The following is a 23,103-nucleotide window of genomic DNA, read 5'->3' as shown; positions in this document are numbered from 1 at the left end:
GGGGGTGTGGGGGAAGGGGAACCTTTCTTCAGAAAGGTTCCCCTTCCCCCACATTTTCCCTTACCACAAACCTTACGAAGCGATGTGCGCTTCGGTGTCGTAGATGTACAGCGGCGGGGCCTTCTTTTCGATGACCGCGTCGTTGATCACGCACTCCTTCACACCGGGCATGGAGGGAAGCTGATACATGATGTCGAGCATGACGCTTTCCATGACGTTGCGCAGGCCGCGCGCGCCGGTCTTGCGCTCGATGGCCCTGTGGGCGATGGCACGCAGGGCGTCGGAGGTGAAGCGCAGGGTCACGTTGTCGAGCTCGAACAGCTTCTGGTACTGCCGGGTGAGGGCGTTCTTGGGCTCGGTCAGGATACGGACGAGGTCGTCCTCGCCGAGATCGTCCACGTGCGTCAGGACCGGGATACGGCCCACGAATTCGGGGATGAGCCCGAACTGCACGAGGTCGGCGGGATGCACCTGTTCGAGGAGCTCGCCGAGGGTGCGCTCCTTTTTGGTCTCCACCTTGGCCCCGAAGCCCATGCTGCCGCCGCGCATACGCTGCTCGACGATCTTGTCCAGGCCGATGAACGCCCCGCCCACGATGAACAGGATGTTCGAGGTGTCCATGCGGATGAATTCCTGCTGCGGGTGCTTGCGGCCGCCTTTGGGAGGGATGTTGGCTTCCGTGCCTTCGATGATCTTGAGCAGCGCCTGCTGGACGCCTTCGCCGGACACGTCGCGGGTGATGGACGGGCCGTCTGCCTTACGGGAGATCTTGTCGATTTCGTCGATGTAGATGATCCCCTTGCGGGCCGCTTCAAGGTCGTAGTCGGCATTTTGAAGCAACTGGACCAGAATGTTTTCCACGTCTTCGCCCACATACCCGGCCTCGGTCAGCGTGGTGGCGTCCACGATGGCGAACGGCACGCGCAGGACGCGGGCCAGCGTCTTGGCGAGGAGCGTCTTGCCGCTCCCGGAGGGGCCGACAAGCAGGATGTTGCTCTTTTCGAGCTCCACACCGTCGTCGCCCTTGAGGGCGTCGGCGTAAAAGACGCGCTTGTAGTGGTTGTGCACCGCCACGGCGAGGATCTTTTTGGCCTCGTCCTGCCCGATGACGTATTCGTCGAGGCGGGCCTTGATTTCCTGCGGGGTAAGCAGGCGTTCGTCTTCGCGGACCTGCTCGATGGCGTTCTGGGCCATCATTTCGTTGCAGGTGGCGATGCACTCGTCGCAGATGTGCACGCCGTCCGGCCCGGAGACGAGCTGGTTCGCCTGCGTTTCGGTTTTGCCGCAGAAAGAGCAGCGGGGTTCGTTCGGGGGAGTGGTATTGGGCATCTCTCTTCCTATTCGGACTTTTCGGCGAGGAGGTCACGGCGGGAGGCGAGAACCTTGTCCACCAGACCATAGGCCTGCGCCATTTCGGCGGTCATGAAGTTGTCGCGTTCGGTATCCTGGGCGATCTTTTCGATGGGCTGGCCGGTATGCTTCGCCAGCAGCCCGTTGAGGGTCTCGCGCATACGCAGGATCTCGCGGGCATGGATGTCGATGTCGGTGGCCTGTCCCTGGAATCCGCCGAGGGGCTGGTGGATCATCACCTGGCTGTTGGGCAGGGCGTAGCGCATACCCTTCTGGCCCGCGCTGAGGAGGAAGGCTCCCATGCTGGCGGCGCGGCCCATGCACACGGTGGCGATGGGCGGGGTGATGTAGTTCATGGTATCGTAGATGGCCATGCCCGCCGTGACGGAGCCGCCGGGGCTGTTGATGTAGAGATAAATCTCTTTTTCCGGGTCCTGCGATTCGAGGAAAAGCAGCTGGGCGCAGATGAGGGACGCCACCGCGTCGTTGACCTCGGAGCCGAGGAGCACGATGCGGTCTTTCAGCAGGCGGGAAAAAATATCATAAGCGCGTTCGGTGCGGCCCGACGTTTCGACGACGATGGGCACCGTCATATCAAGAATATCTTGCATACTGTCTCCATATGATAATTGGGCATCAGGGCTTTCCCCGTCAGATAAGCACGATTGCGCCGTTGTCTCGGGATGAAGCCATAAAAACGGGAAATAGCACAGGGCCCCCATACAATAAAGAGGGGAGTGCGGACACTCCCCTCTCCTTATTTTTCCCAAAAAGCGGGCGGAAAACGGACTAGTCCGCGTTCTTGGGCTCGCTCAGGCTCACGGCGGGGACTTCGTTGATCTTCGCCTTGCTGTAGACCATTTCCAGGGCCTTGTCAGCGAGGATGCGGTCGCGCAGCTCATAGATCAGGCCGCTCTTGTGATAGGCTTCGCTGACCTTCTTGTAGTCCTGCTGGGCGCGCATGGCCATGCCGTAGATGGCCATTTCCACTTCCTGATCGTTGACGGTGATGTTTTCCTTCTGGGCGAGGGCCATCAGGAACACCTGGGGACGCAGGGTTTCGAGGGCTTCCTTCTTGGCTTCTTCGCGCTTTTCTTCCTGAGCTTGGTCCTTGCGGAGGTCGTCGAGGCCCATGCGCTGGAGCTTCATGGCCTGTTCCTGCACCACGCGCTCGACGCGGGCGTTCAGCATGGAATCGGGGATTTCGAAAGAAACCTTTTCAAGGAGGCCGTCGATGAGCTTCTTCATGGCTTCGCTGCGGGCGGCCTGAGCCTTCGTGGCGGAAACGTGCTCGACGATGGAGGCCTTCATCTTTTCCAGGCTTTCTTGGCCGACCTTCTGAGCGAACTCCTCGTTCACTTCGGGCTTCTGGCTGGTCTGGATCTTGTTCACCTTGATGGTGAAGATGACGGTCTTGCCGGCCAGCGGCTTGTGGGGGTAGTCGGCGGGGAAGTTCACGGAGCCGGTCTTTTCTTCGCCGACCTTGGCGGTCTTCACGAGGGCTTCGAAATCGGGGAGGGCCTGGCCCTGGCCGAGGGCCACGCCGAAGTTTTCGCCCTGCACGTCGTCGATCTTGTTGCCTTCCTCATCGGTGCCGGAGTAGTCGACATCCACGGTGTCGCCGTCCTGGGGCAGGCGATCTTCGGTCACTTCGGTAAGTTCCGCCATGCGGCCGCGGAGGTTTTCAATGATTTCGTTCACGTCGTCGTCGGACACGTCGGCCTTGGCCTGATCGACTTCGAGGCCTTCGTAGTTGGGGAACTCGATTTCGGGCAGCACGTCGAAGGTGACGTTGCACTTGAATTCGGTATCGCGGGCGAAGGCGTCATGGTTGTCCATTTCCATGCTGGAAACGGGGGTCAGGCTGGAGTCCTTGAGGGTCTTCTGGAGGAGGCCGTTGATCTCGTCCTGCGTGGCGCGGGCGTACACGTCTTCGCCGAAGCGCTTTTCCACTACGGACGCGGGGACTTTACCCTTACGGAAGCCGGGCAGGGACAGATCCTTCTGGAAGCCCTTGACGGCGGTGTTGATAGCGGCGTTCACATCATCCGCGGTCAGGGTGAAGGCGATCTTTTTCCGGGTAGGGGAAAGGTTTTCAACGACAAATTCCATGGGGATTCCCTCCTTAGGGGAGCCGACCTGCTCAAGGGCGGACGGACGAGCTTTTTATCAATCAAAACACGAGGTTTATGAATGCACCGGAAGGCTTTCTGGTGCGAGAGGGGGGAGTTGAACCCCCACGGAAATCCGCTGGATTCTAAGTCCAGTGCGTCTACCAATTCCGCCACTCTCGCCAGTCGGCACACAAAGGAGGGACTCTACTGCGAAATCCCAAAAATCGCAAGTTCCATCCTGTTCAGGTGGGGTTAGGTGGTACGGGAGAGAGCCGCCGCTTCGTCCTCATACTCCTTCAGCTTCCTGTAGAGCGTGGCGACGCCGATGCCGAGGGCGGCGGCAGCGGCCTTCTTTCCGGGCGTGTCGTCCCCGCAGCGGCGGACGGCGTCCAGAATGGCGTTGCGTTCCAGATCGCGGAGCGGGATGATCCCGCCGGGCGGGAGGGGGGCGGAGGGGGAAGGCGCGGAAGAGGGCAAGGCCCCGCGCACGGAGGCGGGGAGCATGTCAGGATGCAGGACCCCGCCGGACGGGGCCATGTTGACCATAAACTCCATCACATTCTCGAACTCGCGCACGTTGCCGGGCCAAGGGTAGGCGGAGAGGGCCGCGAGCATGTCCGGGCCGAGCGACGGGACCGGCTTGTTGAACCGGGCACTGTAGCGGGCGAGGAAATGGGAGGACAACAGCTCGATGTCGCCGTGGCGATCGCGCAGGGGAGGCACCTGCAGCGGGATCACGTTCAGGCGGTAGAAGAGATCCTCGCGGAAACGGCCTTGGCGCACCGCTCCGGCAAGATCTTCGTTCGTCGCCGCGATAATACGGATATCCACCTCAATGAGCCGGTTGGAGCCGAGGCGGGTGAAGGCCCGTTCCTGCAGGACGCGGAGCAGCTTCACTTGCAGGTAGAGCGGCATGGTGCTGATTTCGTCGAGGAACAGCACGCCCTTGTGGGCCAGCTCGAATTTGCCGATGCGCCCCTTGGCGCTCGCTCCGGTGAACGCGCCGCCCGTGTAGCCGAACAGCTCGCTTTCGAGCAGGGCGTCGGGGATGGCCCCGCAGTTGATGCCGATGAAGGGCTTGTCCCGGCGGCCGCTGGCGGCGTGGATGGCCCGGGCGACGAGTTCCTTGCCGGTGCCGGATTCGCCGGTGACGAGGACCGTGGACGTGGAGCCCGCGATCTGGCGGATTTGATCTTTCAGCTGGAGCATGGCGGGCGAGCGCCCGACGAGGTTTTCGACGCCGGAAAGGGAGTCCCCGAGGGAAGAGACGCGATCCGCCATGCGCGGCAGGGACTCGAAGGTGAAGACCGTGGCAAAATGGTAGTCCGACGGCGCGAGCGGGGTCATCTGGCCCATGAGCGTGTGCTTGCGGCTCCGGGCGGTGACCACGAATTCCTCGAGATCCGAAAAGGATTCCCCGGTCCGTTTGAACTGCACGTCCGTGGGCAGGCCGTCGTCCTTGAGCCCGAGATCACGGCGGGCGATGTCGTTCAGGTAGGAAATGCCGCCCTTGGCGTTGAAGATGACGATGCCCCGGCTGTTGATTTCGAGAATCCGCAGCATGATGTCGAGGAATGACCGGGCGCGGAGCAGGTCGGCGTGGTCGTGGAGCTTGTGCAGGATGAATTCCGCGCAGCGCTCGATGAACTGGACGTACACGTCCTTGTGCCCGAGGACACGGGCGCGGTCCTCGTCGGTGGAGCAGACGAGCCCGATGACGCCGAGCACGTCGCTGCCGTCGATGATGGGCGTGCTGATGGAAAGGGTTTCTCGGCAGAGGTCGCGCCCCGGGCAGCGGGTGCAGATGAAATGCTCGCGGGGCGTCTCCATGACGAACGAGCGCCGGATGCGCATGACGTGGCGGTAGGTTTCGCCCTCGGCGCGGATGTTTTCCCCGACCCCGGAGGCATAGAGGCCCGTCCCGGCGAGGCGGTTCAGGCCCGCGTCCACGACTTCCACGTCCACGCCGACCACGCGGGCGATGAGTTCCGCATAGTCGGCCACCGTATCCCGGATGTCCAGCAGCATGGGCATTTAGGCTATCCAGATGACGTTGGCCTGACGCCCGCAGATCCCGTCCCGGCGGTAGGAGAAGAAGCTGTCCGGCATGGACGCCGTGCACAGATCGAGGCCGAAGATGCCTTCGTCCGGCAGGCCCGCCTCCAGCAGCTGATCGCGGGTCAGCCGCCAGAGGTTCATGGTCTTGTCGCGGGCGTTGAACCAGTTGGCGAAATCGGGGCCCCATTCCTTGCCGTAATTGACGAATTCCGAGCGCTGCGGCCCGAGGCTCGGGCCGCGCACGGCGAGCAGATCGCGGGCGTCGAGGCCGTAGCGCCCGCAGAAGCCCGCGATGCCGGACTGGAGGAAACGCAGGCGGTTGCCGCGCCAGCCGATGTGGAAGGCCGCGATGTGCCGCCCTTCCTTGTGCGCGACGAGGACGGGCTGGCAGTCGGCGGTCTTGATGATCAGGCCGATGCCGGGTTTGTCCGTGGCAAGGCCGTCCCCTTTGGGAAAGGCGGGCGGCTCCACGAACCGCTCCAGCGGCGAGGGCGGGGGATCGAAAACGAGCGTATCGCCGTGGATCTGATCGAGTTCGGCGATTTCGGCAAGCTCAAGAGATGCGGCGAGATCCAGCCGGTTGGCCGAGACGCGCAAGGGATCGTCCCCTACCGTATAGGCGATGTTCCCGCCTCCATAGGGCCCTTCCGAAACGCCCCAGTCGCGGGTCTGGAAGGCGCAGCGGACGCCCGGGGCGCCGGGAAAGGCGAAGGGGATGAAGCTCAGAGCCATATGAGTTCCTTTTCGGTAGCGTAGCCGTGCATGGGGATGTCCAGAGGCCCGGCGGGAAATGCGGCGAGCTGGAGGGAGTGGACCAGCGCGAGCCGCTTCGCGCCGCCCCAGCCGGGCAGGGCGAGCAGGCGGTCGTAGAAGCCCTTGCCGTACCCGAGGCGCGCCCCGGCGGGGCTGATGCCCACGGCGGGGACCAGAATCAGATCCGGCAGCCGGAGAGACGCATCCGTCCCGGAAGGCGGGACGAAGGTTCCGGCGGCGTCCTGCCCCCATCCCGTGCGGGGCAGGGGTACGCACGCGGGGCCGGGCTCGGAGAGGCCGAAGGCGCCGGGCGCCAGTTCATCATAGCCCCGGCACAGGACGAATTCCATGATTCCTTCGCCCGCGCTCGGCGGGAGGCAGCGGGGCAGGAGCACCTGTTTGCCTTCGGCCCACGCGCGTCTGATAATTTCATCGGTGGAGATTTCGTTCCGCACGGCGATATACATGGCGACAGTACGGGCGTCGCGCCACTCGGGGATGGCGAGGACACGCCGCTGGACGGCGGCGGAATGGCGTTCCCACTCGGCGGGGTCAAGGGCTTTACGGGCGCGTATCAGCTTGGAACGCAAGACATTTCTGTCCGGTACGGCGAGGCCGGAGGGCGTACCCGTCGCGGAAGGGGAGGTCGGGGGAAGGGACATGGCGCACCTTTGTCAAACCTGAAACAATAGGTTAGGGTACGAAAGATCAGTGAAGCGGAATCCCTTGCAGGGAAAGGCAAGCCGGTATACCCTGCAACCCCAACAGTACAAGGAAGTTGCCGACATGCCAAGCGCCCAGCCTCTTTCGTCCTTTGCGGTCCCCGCTTCCGGAACTTCCGGTGCGGCGGCCCCGTCCTCCGGGGTCCGCACATGGATCGTCATGGGCGATCTTCACGACAAGGCAGCCCGGCTTGGCGAAATCCAGGGGCTGGAAGAGGCCGACGGCATCATCGTCACCGGCGATCTGACCGTCACCGGCGGCGCGGCGCAGGCCCGTAATGTGCTTGAGAAGCTCACCCGCTATAATCCCGTCATTTACGCGCAGATCGGCAACATGGATCGCGCCGAAGTCACGGACTGGCTTGCCAAGCAGGGATGGAATACCCATTTATGCGTACGTGAGCTGGCTCCCGGCGTCGCGCTCATGGGGCTTGGCGGCTCCACGTTCACGCCGTTCGGTACGCCGAGCGAATTTCCCGAGTCCCGCTTTGCGGACTGGCTCGAACACATGTGGAGGGAGGCCCGGACGTATCGTCATGTGGTGCTTTCCGTGCATACGCCTCCGCATGACACGCTGTGCGACATCGTTGGGGACGGAATCCACGTTGGTTCCTCCGCCGTACGCGACTTCATTCTGGACGCGCAGCCTGATGTGTGCCTGTGCGGACACATCCATGAATCCCGCGCCGTGGATCGCCTCGGACGCACCGTGCTGGTCAATCCCGGCGCGTTTGCGACGGGCGGCTATGCCGTCCTGCGGCTTGCGGGGGACGACCTGTCGGTGACGCTTCACATGCTGGACTGACCGGTTCGCCCGGATCGTCGCTTCCCCGCCCGGACCGCTGGCCTGTCCGTGCGCAGGGGCATTTGTCACCGCCGGAAAAATTTTTTGGAAACCCGCGTCTTGCGGCCTTGCCCGCCTTCCGTATTCTCCGGAAAGGCTTTCTCCCGGCGAGGCCCGTATGCATGGGGCTCCTTCGGAGACGCCGAGCGAACGGCGCGTCCGAGCCCGCGATTTTTGCGGCCGCCCGCGCCAGCCGGACGGCACCCCGATACTTTTTTGTTTTTTTGAGGAAACATATGACCGATTCTGAAAAGATCGCAGCCCCGGCGGAACAGCCGGCTGCGTCCGAAAAGCCCATGTCCGCCGCTGCGGATGCCGTTGAAACCCCTTCCGAGCCCGCTCCCGAAAAGAAGCCCCGCCGTCCGCGCCGCAAGAAGCCTGCCGTGGAGCAGGCCACGCTGGAACTTTCCGCTCCGGAGAACGCCGTGCCGGCGCAACCCGTGGAGGAACAGTCCGTGTCGGCCCCGCCCGCGCCCGAGGCTCCCGCACGGAAACGCCCCGCGCCGAAGCAGTCCGCGGCGAAAACAGCCCGGAAACAGTCCGAGCAGCCGAAACAGCCTGTTGAGGCGCCTGTGGAGCCGAAGCAGCCTGAACAGCCCGTGTTGACCGAACATCCCGTTCAGATTCCCGCCGTCGCCGCTTCCGTTCTGCCCGCCGAGGCGGTTGCGTCCGCCGTTCCCGCCGTGTCCGAACCCGCCGCCGTCCCTGCCGTCGCCTCGCCGGAGGAATCCGCTGCCGCCGATGCTTCCGAAACCGCCGAAGGCGATGCCGCCGCACCCGCGAAGCGCCGCCGTTCCCGCCGCAGCGGTCGGGGCCGCCGCCGTCCCGCCGAAGGCGATGCCGCCGTTGACGCAGCCGCGCCGGAAGCGGGTGAAACGCCCATTCTTGATGAGCCCGTAGCCGCCGACGCTCCGGCTGAGGCCTTTGCCGAATCCGCGCCCGCCGTCGAAGATGAGCCCGCAGGGGCTGAATCCGGGCAGGAATCCGCCGCCACGGGCGAAGAGGCTCCCCGCAAACCCCGCTCCCGTTCCCGCCGCCGCAAACCCGCGCGTCCCGCCGCCGAACAGGCTGAGGAGACGCTGAAGGACCAGCAGGCCGCCGTGCCCGAGGATGAGGTGTTCGTTTTTGATGATGATGACGACGACGGACCCGCTGCCGCTCCCGCCGAAGCCGAGGGTGAGGAGGCGCGCGCGCCTCGCGTGCCGCGCAAGCCGCGCCGCCGCCGGAACAAGAAGGCCTCGGTTGCCGCCGCGCTGCAGGAAGCCGAGGACGAGTCCGCCGAGGAAGGCGAAGAGGAACAGGACGCCAAGAAGGGCCGCAAGTCCGCCAAGGCCGCCGCGTCCGGCGTGGACCGCAAGATGCTGGTCAGCGTCCTGCCCGGCGATATGGTCGAGGTGGTGCTCACCGAAGACGGCTCCGTGCGCGAGTACTACGTGGAGATGACCCATCAGGCCAAGATCCGGGGCAACATCTACAAAGGCGTCATCAACAACATCGACACCAATTTGCAAGCCGCCTTCGTCAATTACGGGAACGTGAAGAACGGGTTCCTGCAGATCGACGAAGTGCACCCCGAATATTACCTCCAGCCCCACGAACCCACCAAGGGCCGCAAATACCCGCCCATCCAGAAAGTGCTCAAGCCCGGGCAGGAAGTCCTCGTGCAGGTCGTGAAGGAGCCCAACGGCTCCAAAGGCGCGTTCCTGACCACATGGCTGTCGCTCGCCGGGCGTTTCCTCGTGCTGACGCCGGGGCAGGAGCAGATCGGCATTTCCCGCAAGGTGGAGGACGGCGAGGAGCGCAACCGTTTGCGCGAGCTCATCCGGGGCCTTGAGCCCGGCGAAGGGCTTGGGGCCATCGTCCGCACCGTGAGCGCGGGCACGAGCAAGACCACGCTCCAGAAGGACCTCTCTTTCCTCAAGCGCGTCTGGAAGGATATCCGCAAGCGCGCCACCACGGAAAAGGTCCCCTCCCTGATCTATCAGGAACCGGGCCTCGCCAGCCGGAGCGTTCGCGACTATCTGTCCGACGACGTGTCCGAAGTCTGGGTGGACAACGCGGAAACCGCCGAAGCCATACGGGAGATGGCTTCCCTGCTGTTCCCGCGCAAGGGCGACCTCGTGCACCTCTATGAGAAGCATGACAAGACCCTTTGGGAACACTTCGGCCTTCTCAACCAGATCGAGCAGGTACATTCCCGCGAAGTGCTCATGCCGTCCGGCGGGCGTCTGGTGTTCGACCAGACCGAGGCGCTTATGGCCATCGACATCAACTCCGGCAAGATCGGCGGCAAGACGAATTTTGAGGCTATGGCCTTCCGTACGAATATGGAAGCGGCGACGGCCATCGCCCGCCAGCTTCGCCTGCGCGACATCGGCGGGCAGATCGTCATCGACTTCATTGAAATGCGCGATCCCGAGCATTGCCGTGAGGTTGAAAAAGAACTCCGCAACGCCATGAAGGGCGATCGCGCCCGTCACGACATCGGCAAGATGAGTTCTTTTGGCCTGCTCCAGATCGTACGCCAGCGGACCGGCTCCTCGGCGATCTCCATCAGCATGGAGACCTGTCCCCACTGCAAGGGGACGGGCCAGCGCCGCAATATGGAGTGGCAGTCCGTACAGACGCTTCGCGACCTGCACCGCGCCATGCGCAGCGCTGCGGCGGCGGGGCAGACCGAGTACGCCCACAGCGTGGACGCTGAGCTCGGGCTGTATCTTCTGAATCACAAGCGCGAACGGCTCTCGCTCATGGAAAAGGAATTCCACATCCGTCTGGATATCCGCATCGAGGGTATTTCTTCCGCGCCGGCAGCTCCAGCACAGCAGCAGGGCCATCAGCACAACGGGCAGAACAATGGCAGGTAACGGCAAGAAAGTGCTCCTGCACGCCTGTTGCGGGCCGTGCAGCATCATGTGCATCCAGTCGTTGCGCGACGAGGGCTATGACGTCACGGGATACTTCGCCAATCCGAACATCCATCCCGTCTCCGAATATTTTCGGCGGCGGGAGGCGATGGAACAGGTGGCGGAACAGATGGATCTGCCCATGTTGTGGCAGGACGATGTGTATGATCTGCCCGGCTGGCTCAAGATGGTGCACGATTTGGGTATCGCGGACAATCAAGGGTATGCCCGCTGCGGCTACTGCTACGAGAGCCGTCTTGCCCTGACCTGTGCCATCGCCTCGGAGAACGGTTTCGACTGCTTTACCACAAGCCTGTTGTATTCCCGGCACCAGCAGCACGACGCCATCCGGGGAATCGGAACCCGCGTCGCGGCGTCCGGTGACTACAGGACCAACGCCGGATTCGGTTCCGAATTCCTGTACCGGGACTTCCGCCCCTTGTGGCAGGCCGGGATCGACCGCTCCAAGGAAATGGGCCTGTACCGCCAGAACTATTGTGCGTGTATTTTCAGCGAATACGAGCGGTTTGAGAAGAAGCTGAGGAAGCTAAGCGCGGAATGAGTGCTATGGTCAAGGTTTCCGTTATAATCCCCGTGTATAATGTAGCTCCGTATCTTGGCGAATGCTTGGACTCGGTTATTCAGCAGTCTCTAAAAGATATAGAAATTGTTTGTGTGGATGATTGTTCTACGGATAATAGCTCGTTTCTTTTAAAAAAATATGCTGAATCAGATATTCGAATCCGATTATTTTACAATGAAAGAAACAGAGATTTATCCTTTACCCGTAATAGGGGATTAAAAGAATCCTGCGGAGAGTATGTTTTCTTTTTAGACTCTGATGATGCTTTATACGATAACGAAGTTTTGAAAGAACTTTATATTATTGCTGAACAAGATGATGCTGAATTGGTTTCGGGAAGGACTGTGAATTGGTTTCCTGACGAATCAGGAAAAGAGTACGTAGTCAATACAGCGGTCTACCCCGACCAGGATATTAGAGGGAAATCTCTCTCAAGATGTGGTCTTTTTTCAAATAATGTTATTGCGTGCAATAAGCTATTACGGCGTTCTTTTCTTGTGGAGCATGCTATATTTTTTGATGAGACATTGCTTAAGTTTGAGGACAATGATTTTTCGTGCCGTGTGGCCGTACATGCGAAGACGATTTCGTATCTTGCCGTCAATACCTACAAGTACCGCCAGAGAAAAGGAAATGACAAATCCAAGATGTATATGAAAGGGCGTGAGGACGCCTTTTGGAAATGCCACGCAGCGAAGAACATGGCTTCAGTCGTGCGCACTGCCGAACCGATGATTCAGAGAATTTATGCGAACAATATCGGAGATATGTTGCGGGGTGCGTATAGGGACTTTCTCAGATATGGCAGAGCTGATGAATGTTCTGAATATATGGTTGCCTTAGATGGTGTTTTCGCGGCCTTGCCGGAAGACGTTTTGGAGAACCTCACTATGGATCTTCAGCTTGTTTCTGCTCCATTGAAGCAGAAAAAATATGCCGATGCATGGACAATGCTCTATATGTATAAGAAAATGAGAGTACTCTATTATGTTCGGTATGTTGTTCCATTGATGAAGCATCTGATTAAAGGATTTCTGCGGTAATACTTTTTTAGGATTTCAATAAAAAGAGGCCATCCTAGGATGGCCTCTTTTTATTGATAACATAGGAATGTATTTGGCTCTAATCCGCCAGAATCGTCTCGTTCTTCAGTTCGATCTTGGCATTGGAACGGAGCAGGCTGAGGAAGCCGCGGAACATCTGCTCACGCTTGGCGTTGAGCACGGCGTCGGTGATCTGCGGAGCGGCGGTCTTCCAGTCTTCGTCGCTCGGCGTCACGACTTCGGCCACGCGGGCGATGACCGCGCCGCCGTCGAGCGTGTAGGCCACGGGGAACCATTCGTTCACCTTGGCGGCGAAGGCGGCTTTGGCCAGTTCGGCGTTCATGCCCAGCTCGCCCATGTAGCCCTGACGGCCGACCGGTTCGGTCTTCTTGAGCTTGCCCTGAAGTTCCTTGGGCAGAGCGGCGGTAAAGGTCTTGCGTTCGGCATTGGCGGCCTCGAAGGCAAGCGTGCGGGCCTTGTCCTGCTGGAGGCGAGCCTTGATGTCGTCCTTCACGGCGTCAAGCGGCTTCACGGTCTGAGGCTTGGATTCGTTTACCTTGGCGATGACATAGCCGGTCTTGGTCACGAAAGGCGTGTCCAGCACGGTGCCGGGCTTGGCGGCCAGCAGCGCGGGCAGGTTTTCAGGCTTGATGCCCATCTTTTCGGTCAATTCGGTCGTGTTGACGAGGCCGGTTTCCTGCGGGGCCAGCTTGAGCGGTTCCCCGGCTTCCTTCAGCGACTTGCCGCCGATGACCGCGAGCTGAACCTGTTCCAGCGCTTCCTGTACCTTGCCGGAGGCTTCATCCTGCGCCAGACGGGTGCGGATCTGATCCTTCACTTCATCCAACGGCTTCTGCCCGGCGGCCTTCTTTTCTTCAAGCTGGATGAGGTGCCAGCCGAACTGCGTCTTGACGGGCTCGGAAAGCTCGCCGGGGTTGAGGGCGAAAGAAGCCTTGTCGAATTCGGGAACCATCTGGCCGTGCGCGAACCAGCCGAGTTCGCCGCCCTGCGGAGCGCTGCCCGGATCTTCGGAAACTTCCTTGGCGACCTCGCCGAAGTCTTCGCCGGCCTTGATGCGCTTGGCGATTTCTTCGATCTTGGCCTTCGCCTTGGCCTGATCCTCGGCGGACGCCTTGGCGTCGCTCAGGATGAGGATGTGGCGGGCGCGCACCATTTCGGGGGTGGCGAACTGGGCGGCGTTCTTTTCATAGTACTCGGATACGGCGGCGTCGCTGATGTTCTGGGCGGCGGCCAGCGCTTCCGCGCCGATGAGCAGGTATTCCACGTCGGCCTGCGGGGGCACGGTGAAGGATGCCTGATTGGCTTCGTAATAGTCCTTGATCTGCGCGTCGTCGACGGTAACCTTGGAGGTATAGTCTTCCAGCGGGTAGAAAACATACTCCAGAATGCGGCGTTCGCCTTCATAGCGGAAGAGATCGCGCACTTCGGCTTCGGGAACGAAGGCCCCGGCGGTGACGTCCGCGCGGAGCTTGTTCATCAGCATGTTGTTGCGAAGCTCGGCTTCGAAGTTGCCGGGGGTGTTGCGCTGGGCCTTGATCACGCGGACATAGGCGTCGGGATCGAACTTGCCTTCGGCGTTGTGGAAGGCGGGGAAGCTTTCGATGAGCTTGCGCAGCTCCACGGGCGTCACGACGATGCCGACGCGCTTGGCTTCCTGCATGATGAGGTTTTCGAGAATGAGGTTCTGGATGAGCTGCTGCTTGAGCTGCATCGCCTTGAGGCCAGCCGCATCGAGATCGGGATACTGGGCGCGCACCTGCTGCTCAAGCTGTTCGTATTTCCGCTGGAACTCCTGAATGGTGATGGGTTCCCCGTTCACGGTGAGGATGACCGTGGAAGGGCCGCCCGTCAGGCCGCCGACGCCCCAGAAGACGAAGACCAGAATGATGATGCCAAAGGCGATTTTGACGCCCCACGATTGGGCGTTGGCTCGAATGAGATCCAGCATGACAGCTCCAGTTCAAAGGTTACGGGCCCCGGGAAGCCGTACGGCGCCCCGCACGGCTTCCCGGGATCCGGCTTACATTTTTTCTTTTACGGCGTTCAACAGGCCGCCGGACCGGATGATGTCCAGTTCGGCCGCCGAGAGATCATTCCTTACAGGAAGAACGCCCACGCCCGCAATCTCAATGTTCGTCACGCCGCCGGGCGTGATTTCCGTGAGCGGGATGCGGATATCCGCACCTTGAGCGACCTTAGCATAATCTTCCCTGTTCACGAAGACCAGAGGCAGAATGCCGAAATTCACGAGATTGGCGCGGTGGATGCGGGCCATCGACAGGGCGATGACGGCTCTGATGCCGAGATGGCGAGGGGCCAGCGCCGCGTGTTCGCGGCTGGAGCCCTGACCATAGTTTTCGCCAGCCACGATGACGCCGTTGCCTCCCTCTTCGGAGACGGCGCGGGCGCGCTTCACGAAATCGGGGTCCACGCGCACGAACACGTGCTCGGAAATGGCCGGGATATTGGAGCGCAGGGCGAGGATTTCCGCGCCCGCGGGCATGATGTGGTCGGTGGTGATGTTGTCGCCGAGGCGGATCACGACGTTGGCTTCGAGCACGTCTCCGGACGCGTCGAGGCGGGGGAATTTCTCCAGCGCCACGATGTTCGGGCCGCGCAGGACTTCGACGCCGTCACCGTTTTCCGGCGGGAACACGAACAGGTGCCGGATGGACGGCGGATCGGCGGGCAGTTCCGGCTTGGCGGGCGGGGTCCCCCATGTGGCGGGATCGGTGAACTTGCCGTTCAGGGCGGCTTGGGCGGCGGTCAGGGGGCTGACCAGATAGACCTTGGCGTCCTTGGTGCCGCTGCGCCCCTCGAAGTTGCGGTTGAAGGTACGGGCGCTTACGCCGGAGGTGACGGGTGCGCCGCCGGAACCGATGCACGGGCCGCAGGAACATTCGAGCAGGCGTGCGCCGGAGCCGATGAGCGGCTCAAGGAGCCCTTCCTGCGCCAGCATGGTGAGCACCTGCTTGGAGCCGGGGGAAATCATGGCGTCGGTGCCGGGATTGATGCGGTGCCCGTCGAGGATCTGCGCGACCAGCTTGAGGTCCGCGTAGGAGGAGTTCGTACAGGAACCGATGCAGACCTGCTCGACGGGCAGGCCGTCGAGTTCGGCCACGGGCACCACGCGGTCGGGCATGTGCGGCTGCGCGGCCAGCGGGACCAGCGCGGAAAGATCGATGGCTTCCTCTTCATCATACGCGGCATCGGCGTCAGGGCCGAGTTCCCGCCAGTCGGCTTCGCGGCCCATGGCCTTGAGGAAGGCGCGGGTCACGCCGTCGGAGGGGAAGAGGGTGCCCGTGGCGCCGAGTTCCGCGCCCATGTTGGCAATGGTGGCGCGTTCCGGCACGGAGAGGGTGGCGACGCCGGGCCCGGCGTACTCGAACACGCGGCCCACGCCGCCCTTGACGGTGCGGCGGCGGAGCAGTTCGAGGATGACGTCCTTGGCGGAGGCCCATCCGGTGAGCGCCCCGGTCAGGAAGACGCGCACGACCTTGGGCATGGGGATATAGTAGGGTTCGCCCGCCATCGCCAGCGCGACGGAAAGCCCGCCCGCGCCCATGGCGAGCGAGCAGATGCCGCCCGCGGTGGGGGTGTGGCTGTCGGAGCCCACGAGGGTCGCGCCGGGCTTGGCGAAGTTTTCGAGGTGGAGCTGGTGGCAGATGCCGGTGCCGGGCCCGGAGTACACGCCGCCGAATTTGGCCGCCACGGTGCGCAGGAAGCGGTGGTCGTCAGGGTTGCGGAAGTTCATCTGGAGCGTGTTGTGGTCCACGTAGCTCAGGGAAATATCGGTCTTGACCCGGGGGATGCCCAAGGCTTCGAACTGGAGCCACGCCATGGTCCCGGTGGCGTCTTGGGTCAGGGTCTGGTCGATGCGCAGACCGATTTCGCTTCCGGGCGTCATGGTGCCGGAAACAAGGTGACTGCCGATGATTTTCTGTGTGAGGTTCATATGCTTCCCTTTTGTCTGGACTGCGTTGAAGCCGAGGGGCGCACCCCAACCGGGCCGGCTGGCGCGAAAGGGGATAATCTACGCGGATAGCTGAACAAAGGCAAGCAGTTGCCTTTTTGTCATTTTGCAACCCAGCGCCGATGATGGCTTTTGGAAGGAGGAACCTGTTTTTTCAGGGCACGGGTGTGTCACCGAGTATGCGTATTATTTTTTTAAAAAAAGTACGAACAGTGTCGGAATTGTTGGGTAAATGATTATAACATGCGGAAATAAAATAAAAATTGAATTGACGGAAAATCATTTTTCCGGGTAATACATTTTTGAAAAAGATAACACAATACTGTGCCGTGTTATTCAAAACAAGGAGTTCGCCATGCTTTTCAAAGTGTTGCTTGCTGGGATGTGTTCACTCTGCCTCGTTGGGACCGCCACTCTTGCCTCCGCGCATGAATTCATCGTCAAACCCGACAAAACGCAGGCCGCCAAGGGCGAAAGCGTGGGCGTGCAGGCGCAGGCGGCGCACGTATTCATGATCAGCGAAGAGGCCGAGCCGGTGGAGACCGTGGTGGTCGAACTCATTCAGGGCAACGCCAAGGAGCCCGTGAAGCTTGCCGAAGACGCCAAGGTGAAGGCGCTTGTGGGCAAGGCGGCCCTCCCTGCGGACGGCCCCGCCATAATCGTCGGGCATCGTCTGCCGCAGACCTGGAGCGACACGACCGAAGGCGTGCTGGAGGGCGGCCGCAAGGATCTCGAAGCCAAGGGCAAGAAGGTCCTCAAGGTCGGCAAGTATGAGAAGTTCGCCAAGACCATGCTCAATCCCGCCGCGAATGACGGATTGTACAAGAAGGTTTTGGGGCACGATCTTGAGATCGTGCTGTTGACGAATCCCGCCGACATCAAGGCCGGTGACGACATCAAGGCGGAAGTGCTGCTGAACGGCAAGCCGGTAAAGGCCCCGCTTGGCCTGACCTACGACGGGTACAGCGCCGAGCAGGATGCCTACATGGCCAAGGCTGAAACCGGCGCGGACGGCATGGCGTCGTTCAAGGTGACCAAGCCCGGCCTGTGGATGCTGCGTACCGAAGTTACCGAAAAGCTCACCGACGGGAGCGCCGACAAGCGCAACATGCGCGCTACCTATGTTTTCCCGGTGATGAAGTAGGGAGCAGGGAAAAGGAAGGCTGTGGAGGGGCGAGGGAACCTTTCTGAAGAAGGGGGAGCACCCCCACGGTTCCCTCGCCCCTCCCCAAACCCCTCCTCTCCCCCTCCAAAAATTTCCATAAGGGCCGATGGAGGGTGGGGCGGCATGGAAATTTTCCGTTGGGAATACGTCTCCCGGCGGGGCGCTAGGAAAGAGCGTTTCTGCTGTGTCGGGGCGCGGCCCGGCGGCATTGTTCGTGGGAAGGATGCGCGGGTGTCCCGGCTGGATGGGGAAAGCCCGATGCGGATTGAGTGTGAGATGAAAGTGGAGTGCCCGGAGGCTCCGTTTCCGGTGTTCCCTTTCCAAGGAGAAGATATGTTGAGACGTGTAGTGTTGGCCGCCCTGTTGGTTCTGGGCTGGTTTTCCGCGGACGCGCAGGCTCACGCGCTGCTGGCGAAGGAGCTGGCGTCCGGAGATGCCCGTGTGGTGGCGTTCTCGTATTCCACGGGCGACGTGGCGGCGTATGCCGAAGCGAAGCTGTACGGCCCGGACAGCGCGGATGTGGAATTTCAGAACGGGCGTACGGACGCTCAGGGAAGATTCGCGTTCCTTCCGGACAAGCCCGGCACATGGACCATCGTGGTTGCGGACAACATGGGGCATAAGGTTTCCCATCCCATGACAATCACGCTTTCCGATGAAGGTACGGTGGAACGCGAGGTCGCCCCGTCCGGATTCAGCGAATCGCTGTTGGCCTTGCCGGTCCTTTTCCGGGCGGTGCTTGGTGTGAGCCTGCTTTTGAACCTGTTCCTCGGGCTGGCCCTGTTCCGGCATCGTGCGGGGAGGCGGGCTTAGGGATGCGCTTCTGCATCCGCCGGAGTGGAACCGTCATCTCCAGGCAAGGGATAGGTCTAATATGAGAGGGGGCGGGGGCCGGTGGAAAGGGCCTTTCGGTTTTGCCTTGGGGGGCAAGGAAAAGCGGGAAGGGGGCGTGTCGCGGAGCCCCTCTTTTTTCTTTTTGCAAGCGGGGCCGAGAGAGCCTTCGTTAGAGGCTTGTTATAAAGATCGTACAAATAATTGAATATTTATTTCGGTGAGAGAAAATGCCCTTGAAAGCTTCACCTCGGATCCTGAAGCTTTTGGTGTTTCCGGCTCTGAGAGGAAGAGGTCGGAAATACCCCAACCTTCACCATGAAGAAAGGAGATTTTCGTCATGAAGAGACTCACCACGCTTCTGCTTGCGGCCGGGCTTATCTGCTCCGCATTCTCCGCCGCCAATGCAGCCGACATCAAGGCTAAGGGCATGTGGGACTTCAGTTTTGAGTATACGAACGATTCGTTCGACAAGCACAACAGCAGCGACCGCTTCGGCGCGGCGCAGCGCCTGCGCACCCAGATCGACGTGATCGCGTCTGAAAGCTTGAAGGGCGTCGTTTATTTTGAAATCGGCGACACGCATTGGGGCCATGCCAAGGACGGCGCTTCCCTCGGCACGGACGGCAGGACCGTTGAAGTGCGCTACTCCTACATCGACTGGGCCATCCCCGAAACCGACGTGCTGGTCCGCATGGGCTTGCAGCCCTTCGTGATGCCTGGCTTCGTGGCCGGTTCCGCCGTGCTCGACGGCGACGGCGCGGGCATCACCATCGGCGGCAACTTCACCGAAAACGTCGGCGCGAACCTCTTCTGGCTGCGCGCTGAAAACGACAACACCAATGGTTATGGCAAGTGGCATGACGATCAGAACAACGCCATGGATTTCGTTGGCCTGACCTTGCCGTTGACCTTTGACGGTGTGAAGATCACGCCTTGGGGCATGTATGGTTTCGTGGGCAGCCGCAGCCTTGGTGGCGACGCCAAGGGTGACATCGATGACATGCGCGCCGGGATGCTCCCCGTGCTCCCCAGCGGCAGCGATCTGACCACGCTTGAAGGCAACCGCAGCGAAGGCAACGCATGGTGGGTTGGCATCACGGGTGAAATGACCACGTTCAGCCCCTTCCGCCTCGCCGGTGACTTCAACTACGGCTCCGTGGATATGGGCACGGTCCGTTCGCTCAGCGGATACGACGGCGCGACCAGCAAGACCATCGACCTGAAGCGCAGCGGCTGGCTGGCTTCCGCCATTGCGGAATACAAGCTTGATTTCGGCGTTCCCGGCCTGCTCCTGTGGTACGGCTCCGGTGACAACTCCAATCCGTATGACGGCTCCGAACGTATGCCCACCGTGGACGCCGGCTGGTCCGGTTCTTCCTTCGGCTTTGACGGCGGTTACGGCATTTCCAGCGATACCATCCTCGGCACCAGCCCCGTGGGCACGTGGGGCGTCGCGCTCCGCATGAAGGACATCTCCTTCATGGAAAACCTGACTCACGCCATTCAGGTCGGCTACTATCGGGGTACCAACAACAAGAACATGCCCGCGAACGCCGGTATGACCACCTTCCATGCCAGCTATCCTGATGCCACCGGCAGCATGGTGGGCTCCACCTACCTGACCACCAAGGACGGCGCGTGGGAAGCCACCTTCGACACCGACTACCAGATCTACAAGGATCTGACCCTCGCCGTGGAACTCGGGTACATCCACCTGAGCCTCAACGACGGCGTTTGGGGCAACGTCCTCGACAACACCAACCGCAACGCCTACAAGGCCTCCGTCAACATGCGGTACGCTTTCTAAGAACAGGCTTTGCTGAACCGGGAGGGGAAACCAAGGATGCGTTTCGCGCCGCGCGGCTGAAGCTCCTCCGCACGGATTGCCTTTTGGCATCCTTCCCTCCCAAACCGCTCCGCCCTTCCGGCCACCCGGCGGGAAGGGCGGAGCCCCGGATTGGCGGCAGTCACGGGCTGCCGATCCGGAGACATTTCCCGAAGGCTTTCGGTGTCCGACAGCAACGAAGCCGACGGCCATCCTTCCTTCTCTCCTATGCGGAAAACCGGGGCAGCCTGTTGCGCGAGGCTGTCCCGGTTTTCTTTTTTTATAATGCCGTCTGCCGGGGGCTTCCCGTCTTAACGCCTAGTTCTGTTCCACCAGCGGGGCGGTATACTGCACTTCGGAGTCCCACGGGAAAAGAATCCACGTATCTTGGCTGACTTCGGTGATGAAGGTGTCCACGAGGGGCTTTCCGGCGGGCTTGGAGTACAGGGTGGCGAAATGGGCCTTGGGGAGCATGTTGCGGATGATGGTGGCGGTGTTGCCGGTGTCCACGAGGTCGTCGACGACGAGCCAGCCGTCGCCGTCGCCTTCGATGGCCTTGAGGACTTCTTCGCCGCCGGTCTGTTCGCGGCCCTGATAGGTACAGATGCACAGGGTGTCGACCAGACGGATGTTGAGCTCACGGGCCACGATGGCGGCCGGGACAAGCCCGCCGCGCGCGACGCCGATGATGCCCTTGAACGGTCCCTGTTCCAGAAGGCGCCATGCCAGCGCTTTAGCGTCGCGGTGGAGTTGATCCCATGTGACGGGGTACAGTTTCTGATAACGGTCGGCCTTGCCCATACTTGGTTTCCTCTCGGGTTTCGTGTGTCTAGTCGGCTTTCGCCTGAAGGCGCAGCTTCCCGAACGAGTCTTCGGTCAGCGCGACGATGCAGAAGTTATGCTTGTCGGCAAGGGCCAGCGCTTCGGCCCTGTCGAAAAAGAGCGTTTTGCCCGCGTCCACGGCAAGACAGCGGTAGTGTTGTTCGATGAGGAGGCGCACGGTCTGCAGCCCGATGGACGGCAAGTCCACGCGTTCGTCCTGTTTGGGCTTGAAGCGTTTGATCGCCACGCAACCTTCGCCGCGCAGTTCGCCGCCGCGCCGCAGGGCAGCGTCCGTGCCTTCGAGGCATTCCACGGCCACCACCATGCCCTGTTTGACCACGATGCATTGGCCGATGTCAAACCGGCCGAGCGCTTCGGCGATGGGCCAGCCGTAGTCGATTTCCGCAATCTCCTCGGCTGAGGGGCCGCGCCGGGTCAGGACGCCTTCGGGGCAGAGCAGGGAGGTGGAGAGTTCCGCCGCCTGGATGAGCGTGAAGCCTTCCTTTTCCAGATCCGCCATGATGGCCCGGAGCAGCGCGTCGTCGCCTTTGCCCCTGAGGGAGAAGAGGATGCGCGCCGCCCGGAAGTCCGGGCGCAAGTCCAGCGCGCGCGGCTTGTTGATCGCTCCGGCCATGCACAGCCTGCGGACGCCGTGCTTGCGGAAGTAGTCGATCACCTTGTCGAACTGGCCCAGATAGACGGTCGTGTACGCGTCGGCCAGCGCTTCAAGGCCGGGATCGGTGAAGCCGTGGAAGGCGCAGACCACAACGCCATAACCCGCCGCCTTGGCGTCTTCCGCCACGAGGCGCGGGAATTGTCCGCTTCCTGCAATAATGCCGATGGATTCGCTCATAATCCGTGCCCTGTACCATAAATGCCCGGTGAATAAAAGCGTGCCGGAGCCCCGCCCCGGCACGCTTACACCATCAATGATTGCGCTGGGATCAGCCTATCTGCACCACGCTTCGGGCGTGGACGGGGCAGGCTTCGACGCAGGCGGGCACGGATTTGCCCTCGCGCTTCATCCAGTCCTTGCACAGGTCGCAGCGCACGGCCACGGAGCGCATACTCTTTTGGGCCATCGTTTCCGACGTGGCGGAGGGCAGGCCGATGGATTCCAGCGAGATCGCGCCGTAGGGGCAGGCCATGATACAGAGCTGGCAGCCCGAACAGATCTGGGCGTTCATGGTCACGATGCCGTCGTCCTGCTGAAGCGCCCCGGTGGGGCAGATGCGGGCGCAGGGGGCGTTCTCGCACTGGCGGCAGGAGATGGGCGACTTCACCGAGCCGCTCTTGACGACATGGACGCGGGCGACGAGTTCGTCGCGCTTTTTCAGGGCCTCTTTAAAGGTCAGGCCGTGGTGGGCGGCGATGCAGGCGATTTCGCAGCGGCGGCACGCCTTGCACTTTTCCGGGACCGATTCGATCATGTAACGGCTCATGGCATATTCCTTACGAACTTTCGCAGTCAATCTGGGGTGTCAGCAGGCGTCGATGCCGGTGATGAGGAAGTCCCGGCCGCCCTTGCCTTCCAGCCGCAGGCTTCCGCATTCCGGGCAGCGGCAGCGCGGCGAGGTCATGGGAAATCCGTGCCCGCACTCAAGGCAGCGCCCTTCGGCGGGGACGGTCGTGATGTCCAGTTCGGCCCCTTCCGCCGCCGTGCCTTCCGCGTACAGCTCGAAGCACGCTTCCAGCGTTTTGGGCTCCACCGCCGTGAACAGCCCCACCGAAAGCCGCACCCGCGTGATCCTGCTCACGTTGTGGCGTCTGGCCTCGTCTTCGAGGATATGCATCATGCCTGCGACGATGGATGCTTCGTGCACGGGTTCCCTCGCTGGGGAGGGAAGACCGGGGGAGGGAGCTTTTTTCAAAAGTGGGGGCCCCCCACACGCTCCCTCCCCCGGCCCCCCCCCCGCAAAAACTTTGACTGGTGGGGAGGCGGCTCGTCAGGAGCCCCTTCGCATCAAAACCGTTTTTCTTTCGACGCCGCTCCGGGGGACGTGCGCCAAAGATGAATTTTCTCTCAATACCCCGCCCTCCGTCGACCCTTACAAAAGTCTTGGGAGAAGAGGGGGTGGGGTTTGGGGAGG

Annotated in this window: 19 protein-coding genes and 1 tRNA gene; 7 read left to right on the top strand and 13 right to left on the bottom strand. The window is 61.7% G+C overall.

All coding sequences use genetic code 11. The features are described from left to right. Positions 1-72 precede the first annotated feature (72 nt). The 7 genes from clpX to T370_RS0116165 all read right to left on the bottom strand — a co-directional run bounded on the left by clpX (position 73) and on the right by T370_RS0116165 (position 6,937). Positions 73-1,329, bottom strand: coding sequence for an ATP-dependent Clp protease ATP-binding subunit ClpX (gene clpX / locus T370_RS0116195; RefSeq protein WP_029436330.1), 1,257 nt, complete (start codon positions 1,327-1,329; stop codon positions 73-75). Between the two features lie 8 nt (positions 1,330-1,337). Next, positions 1,338-1,961 carry an ATP-dependent Clp endopeptidase proteolytic subunit ClpP gene (gene clpP / locus T370_RS0116190; protein ID WP_005028026.1) on the bottom strand — a complete coding sequence of 208 codons (624 nt, stop codon included), beginning with the start codon at positions 1,959-1,961 and terminating at the stop codon, positions 1,338-1,340. A gap of 178 nt (positions 1,962-2,139) precedes the next feature. Then, positions 2,140-3,462 carry a trigger factor gene (gene tig, locus T370_RS0116185; protein WP_029436329.1) on the bottom strand — a complete coding sequence of 441 codons (1,323 nt, stop codon included), beginning with the start codon at positions 3,460-3,462 and terminating at the stop codon, positions 2,140-2,142. 99 nt (positions 3,463-3,561) lie between these two features. Further along, positions 3,562-3,644: transfer RNA gene (locus T370_RS0116180), tRNA-Leu, on the bottom strand. Between the two features lie 72 nt (positions 3,645-3,716). Further along, a complete protein-coding gene (locus T370_RS0116175; RefSeq protein WP_005028024.1) occupies positions 3,717-5,498 on the bottom strand; it encodes a sigma-54 interaction domain-containing protein in 1,782 nt (593 codons plus the stop codon). Continuing rightward, entirely contained in the window at positions 5,499-6,254 is a 756-nt protein-coding gene (locus T370_RS0116170) for a purine nucleoside phosphorylase YfiH/LACC1 family protein (protein ID WP_029436328.1), read from the bottom strand. Then, positions 6,245-6,937: a 5-formyltetrahydrofolate cyclo-ligase gene (locus T370_RS0116165; protein WP_029436327.1), complete on the bottom strand. Its 693-nt coding sequence runs from the start codon at positions 6,935-6,937 to the stop codon at positions 6,245-6,247. Before T370_RS0116165 ends, T370_RS0116170 begins: the two co-directional genes overlap by 10 nt. Positions 6,938-7,061: 124 nt before the next feature. On the opposite strand from T370_RS0116165, the gene T370_RS0116160 reads away from it, so the two are divergent. The 4 genes from T370_RS0116160 to T370_RS23760 all read left to right on the top strand — a co-directional run bounded on the left by T370_RS0116160 (position 7,062) and on the right by T370_RS23760 (position 12,373). After that, a complete protein-coding gene (locus T370_RS0116160; protein WP_009368275.1) occupies positions 7,062-7,802 on the top strand; it encodes a metallophosphoesterase family protein in 741 nt (246 codons plus the stop codon). 275 nt (positions 7,803-8,077) lie between these two features. Then, positions 8,078-10,708, top strand: coding sequence for an Rne/Rng family ribonuclease (locus T370_RS25995; RefSeq protein ID WP_248604276.1), 2,631 nt, complete (start codon positions 8,078-8,080; stop codon positions 10,706-10,708). Further along, a complete protein-coding gene (locus T370_RS0116145; RefSeq protein WP_029436324.1) occupies positions 10,698-11,309 on the top strand; it encodes an epoxyqueuosine reductase QueH in 612 nt (203 codons plus the stop codon). The genes T370_RS25995 and T370_RS0116145 overlap by 11 nt, the downstream gene beginning before the upstream one ends. Continuing rightward, positions 11,306-12,373 carry a glycosyltransferase family 2 protein gene (locus T370_RS23760; protein ID WP_051643873.1) on the top strand — a complete coding sequence of 356 codons (1,068 nt, stop codon included), beginning with the start codon at positions 11,306-11,308 and terminating at the stop codon, positions 12,371-12,373. Before T370_RS0116145 ends, T370_RS23760 begins: the two co-directional genes overlap by 4 nt. A 79-nt stretch (positions 12,374-12,452) precedes the next feature. Here T370_RS23760 and T370_RS0116135 read toward each other — a convergent pair whose 3' ends face one another. Beyond that, entirely contained in the window at positions 12,453-14,342 is a 1,890-nt protein-coding gene (locus T370_RS0116135; RefSeq protein ID WP_029436322.1) for a SurA N-terminal domain-containing protein, read from the bottom strand. A 72-nt stretch (positions 14,343-14,414) separates the two neighbouring features. Continuing rightward, a complete protein-coding gene (locus T370_RS0116130; RefSeq protein ID WP_029436321.1) occupies positions 14,415-16,349 on the bottom strand; it encodes an aconitate hydratase in 1,935 nt (644 codons plus the stop codon). A gap of 373 nt (positions 16,350-16,722) precedes the next feature. On the opposite strand from T370_RS0116130, the gene T370_RS0116125 reads away from it, so the two are divergent. The 3 genes from T370_RS0116125 to T370_RS0116115 all read left to right on the top strand — a co-directional run bounded on the left by T370_RS0116125 (position 16,723) and on the right by T370_RS0116115 (position 20,173). Beyond that, positions 16,723-17,511: a DUF4198 domain-containing protein gene (locus T370_RS0116125; protein ID WP_029436320.1), complete on the top strand. Its 789-nt coding sequence runs from the start codon at positions 16,723-16,725 to the stop codon at positions 17,509-17,511. A gap of 354 nt (positions 17,512-17,865) precedes the next feature. Then, positions 17,866-18,345: a hypothetical protein gene (locus T370_RS0116120; protein WP_029436319.1), complete on the top strand. Its 480-nt coding sequence runs from the start codon at positions 17,866-17,868 to the stop codon at positions 18,343-18,345. Between the two features lie 358 nt (positions 18,346-18,703). Next, positions 18,704-20,173, top strand: a complete 1,470-nt coding sequence (locus T370_RS0116115) for an outer membrane homotrimeric porin (RefSeq protein ID WP_005028013.1) — start codon at positions 18,704-18,706, stop codon at positions 20,171-20,173. 336 nt (positions 20,174-20,509) lie between these two features. Here the strand turns inward: T370_RS0116115 and gpt are convergent, their stop codons facing one another. The 4 genes from gpt to hypA all read right to left on the bottom strand — a co-directional run bounded on the left by gpt (position 20,510) and on the right by hypA (position 22,836). After that, complete coding sequence (gpt, locus tag T370_RS0116105) at positions 20,510-20,992, bottom strand: xanthine phosphoribosyltransferase (RefSeq protein ID WP_005028012.1); 483 nt, start codon at positions 20,990-20,992, stop codon at positions 20,510-20,512. A 28-nt stretch (positions 20,993-21,020) separates the two neighbouring features. Further along, positions 21,021-21,866: an LpxI family protein gene (locus T370_RS0116100; protein WP_005028011.1), complete on the bottom strand. Its 846-nt coding sequence runs from the start codon at positions 21,864-21,866 to the stop codon at positions 21,021-21,023. 91 nt (positions 21,867-21,957) lie between these two features. Next, a complete protein-coding gene (locus T370_RS0116095; RefSeq protein WP_009368263.1) occupies positions 21,958-22,455 on the bottom strand; it encodes a 4Fe-4S dicluster domain-containing protein in 498 nt (165 codons plus the stop codon). Between the two features lie 39 nt (positions 22,456-22,494). Then, positions 22,495-22,836 (bottom strand): hydrogenase maturation nickel metallochaperone HypA, encoded by a 342-nt coding sequence (gene hypA / locus T370_RS0116090; RefSeq protein WP_005028009.1) that lies wholly within the window; start codon positions 22,834-22,836, stop codon positions 22,495-22,497. Positions 22,837-23,103: the final 267 nt, after the last annotated feature.

Origin of the sequence: Bilophila wadsworthia ATCC 49260, assembly GCF_000701705.1 — a bacterium.
GTDB lineage: Bacteria > Desulfobacterota > Desulfovibrionia > Desulfovibrionales > Desulfovibrionaceae > Bilophila > Bilophila wadsworthia.
The sequence above is the reverse complement of the archived record's forward strand: the minus strand, read 5'-3'. Positions and strand labels throughout refer to the sequence as shown.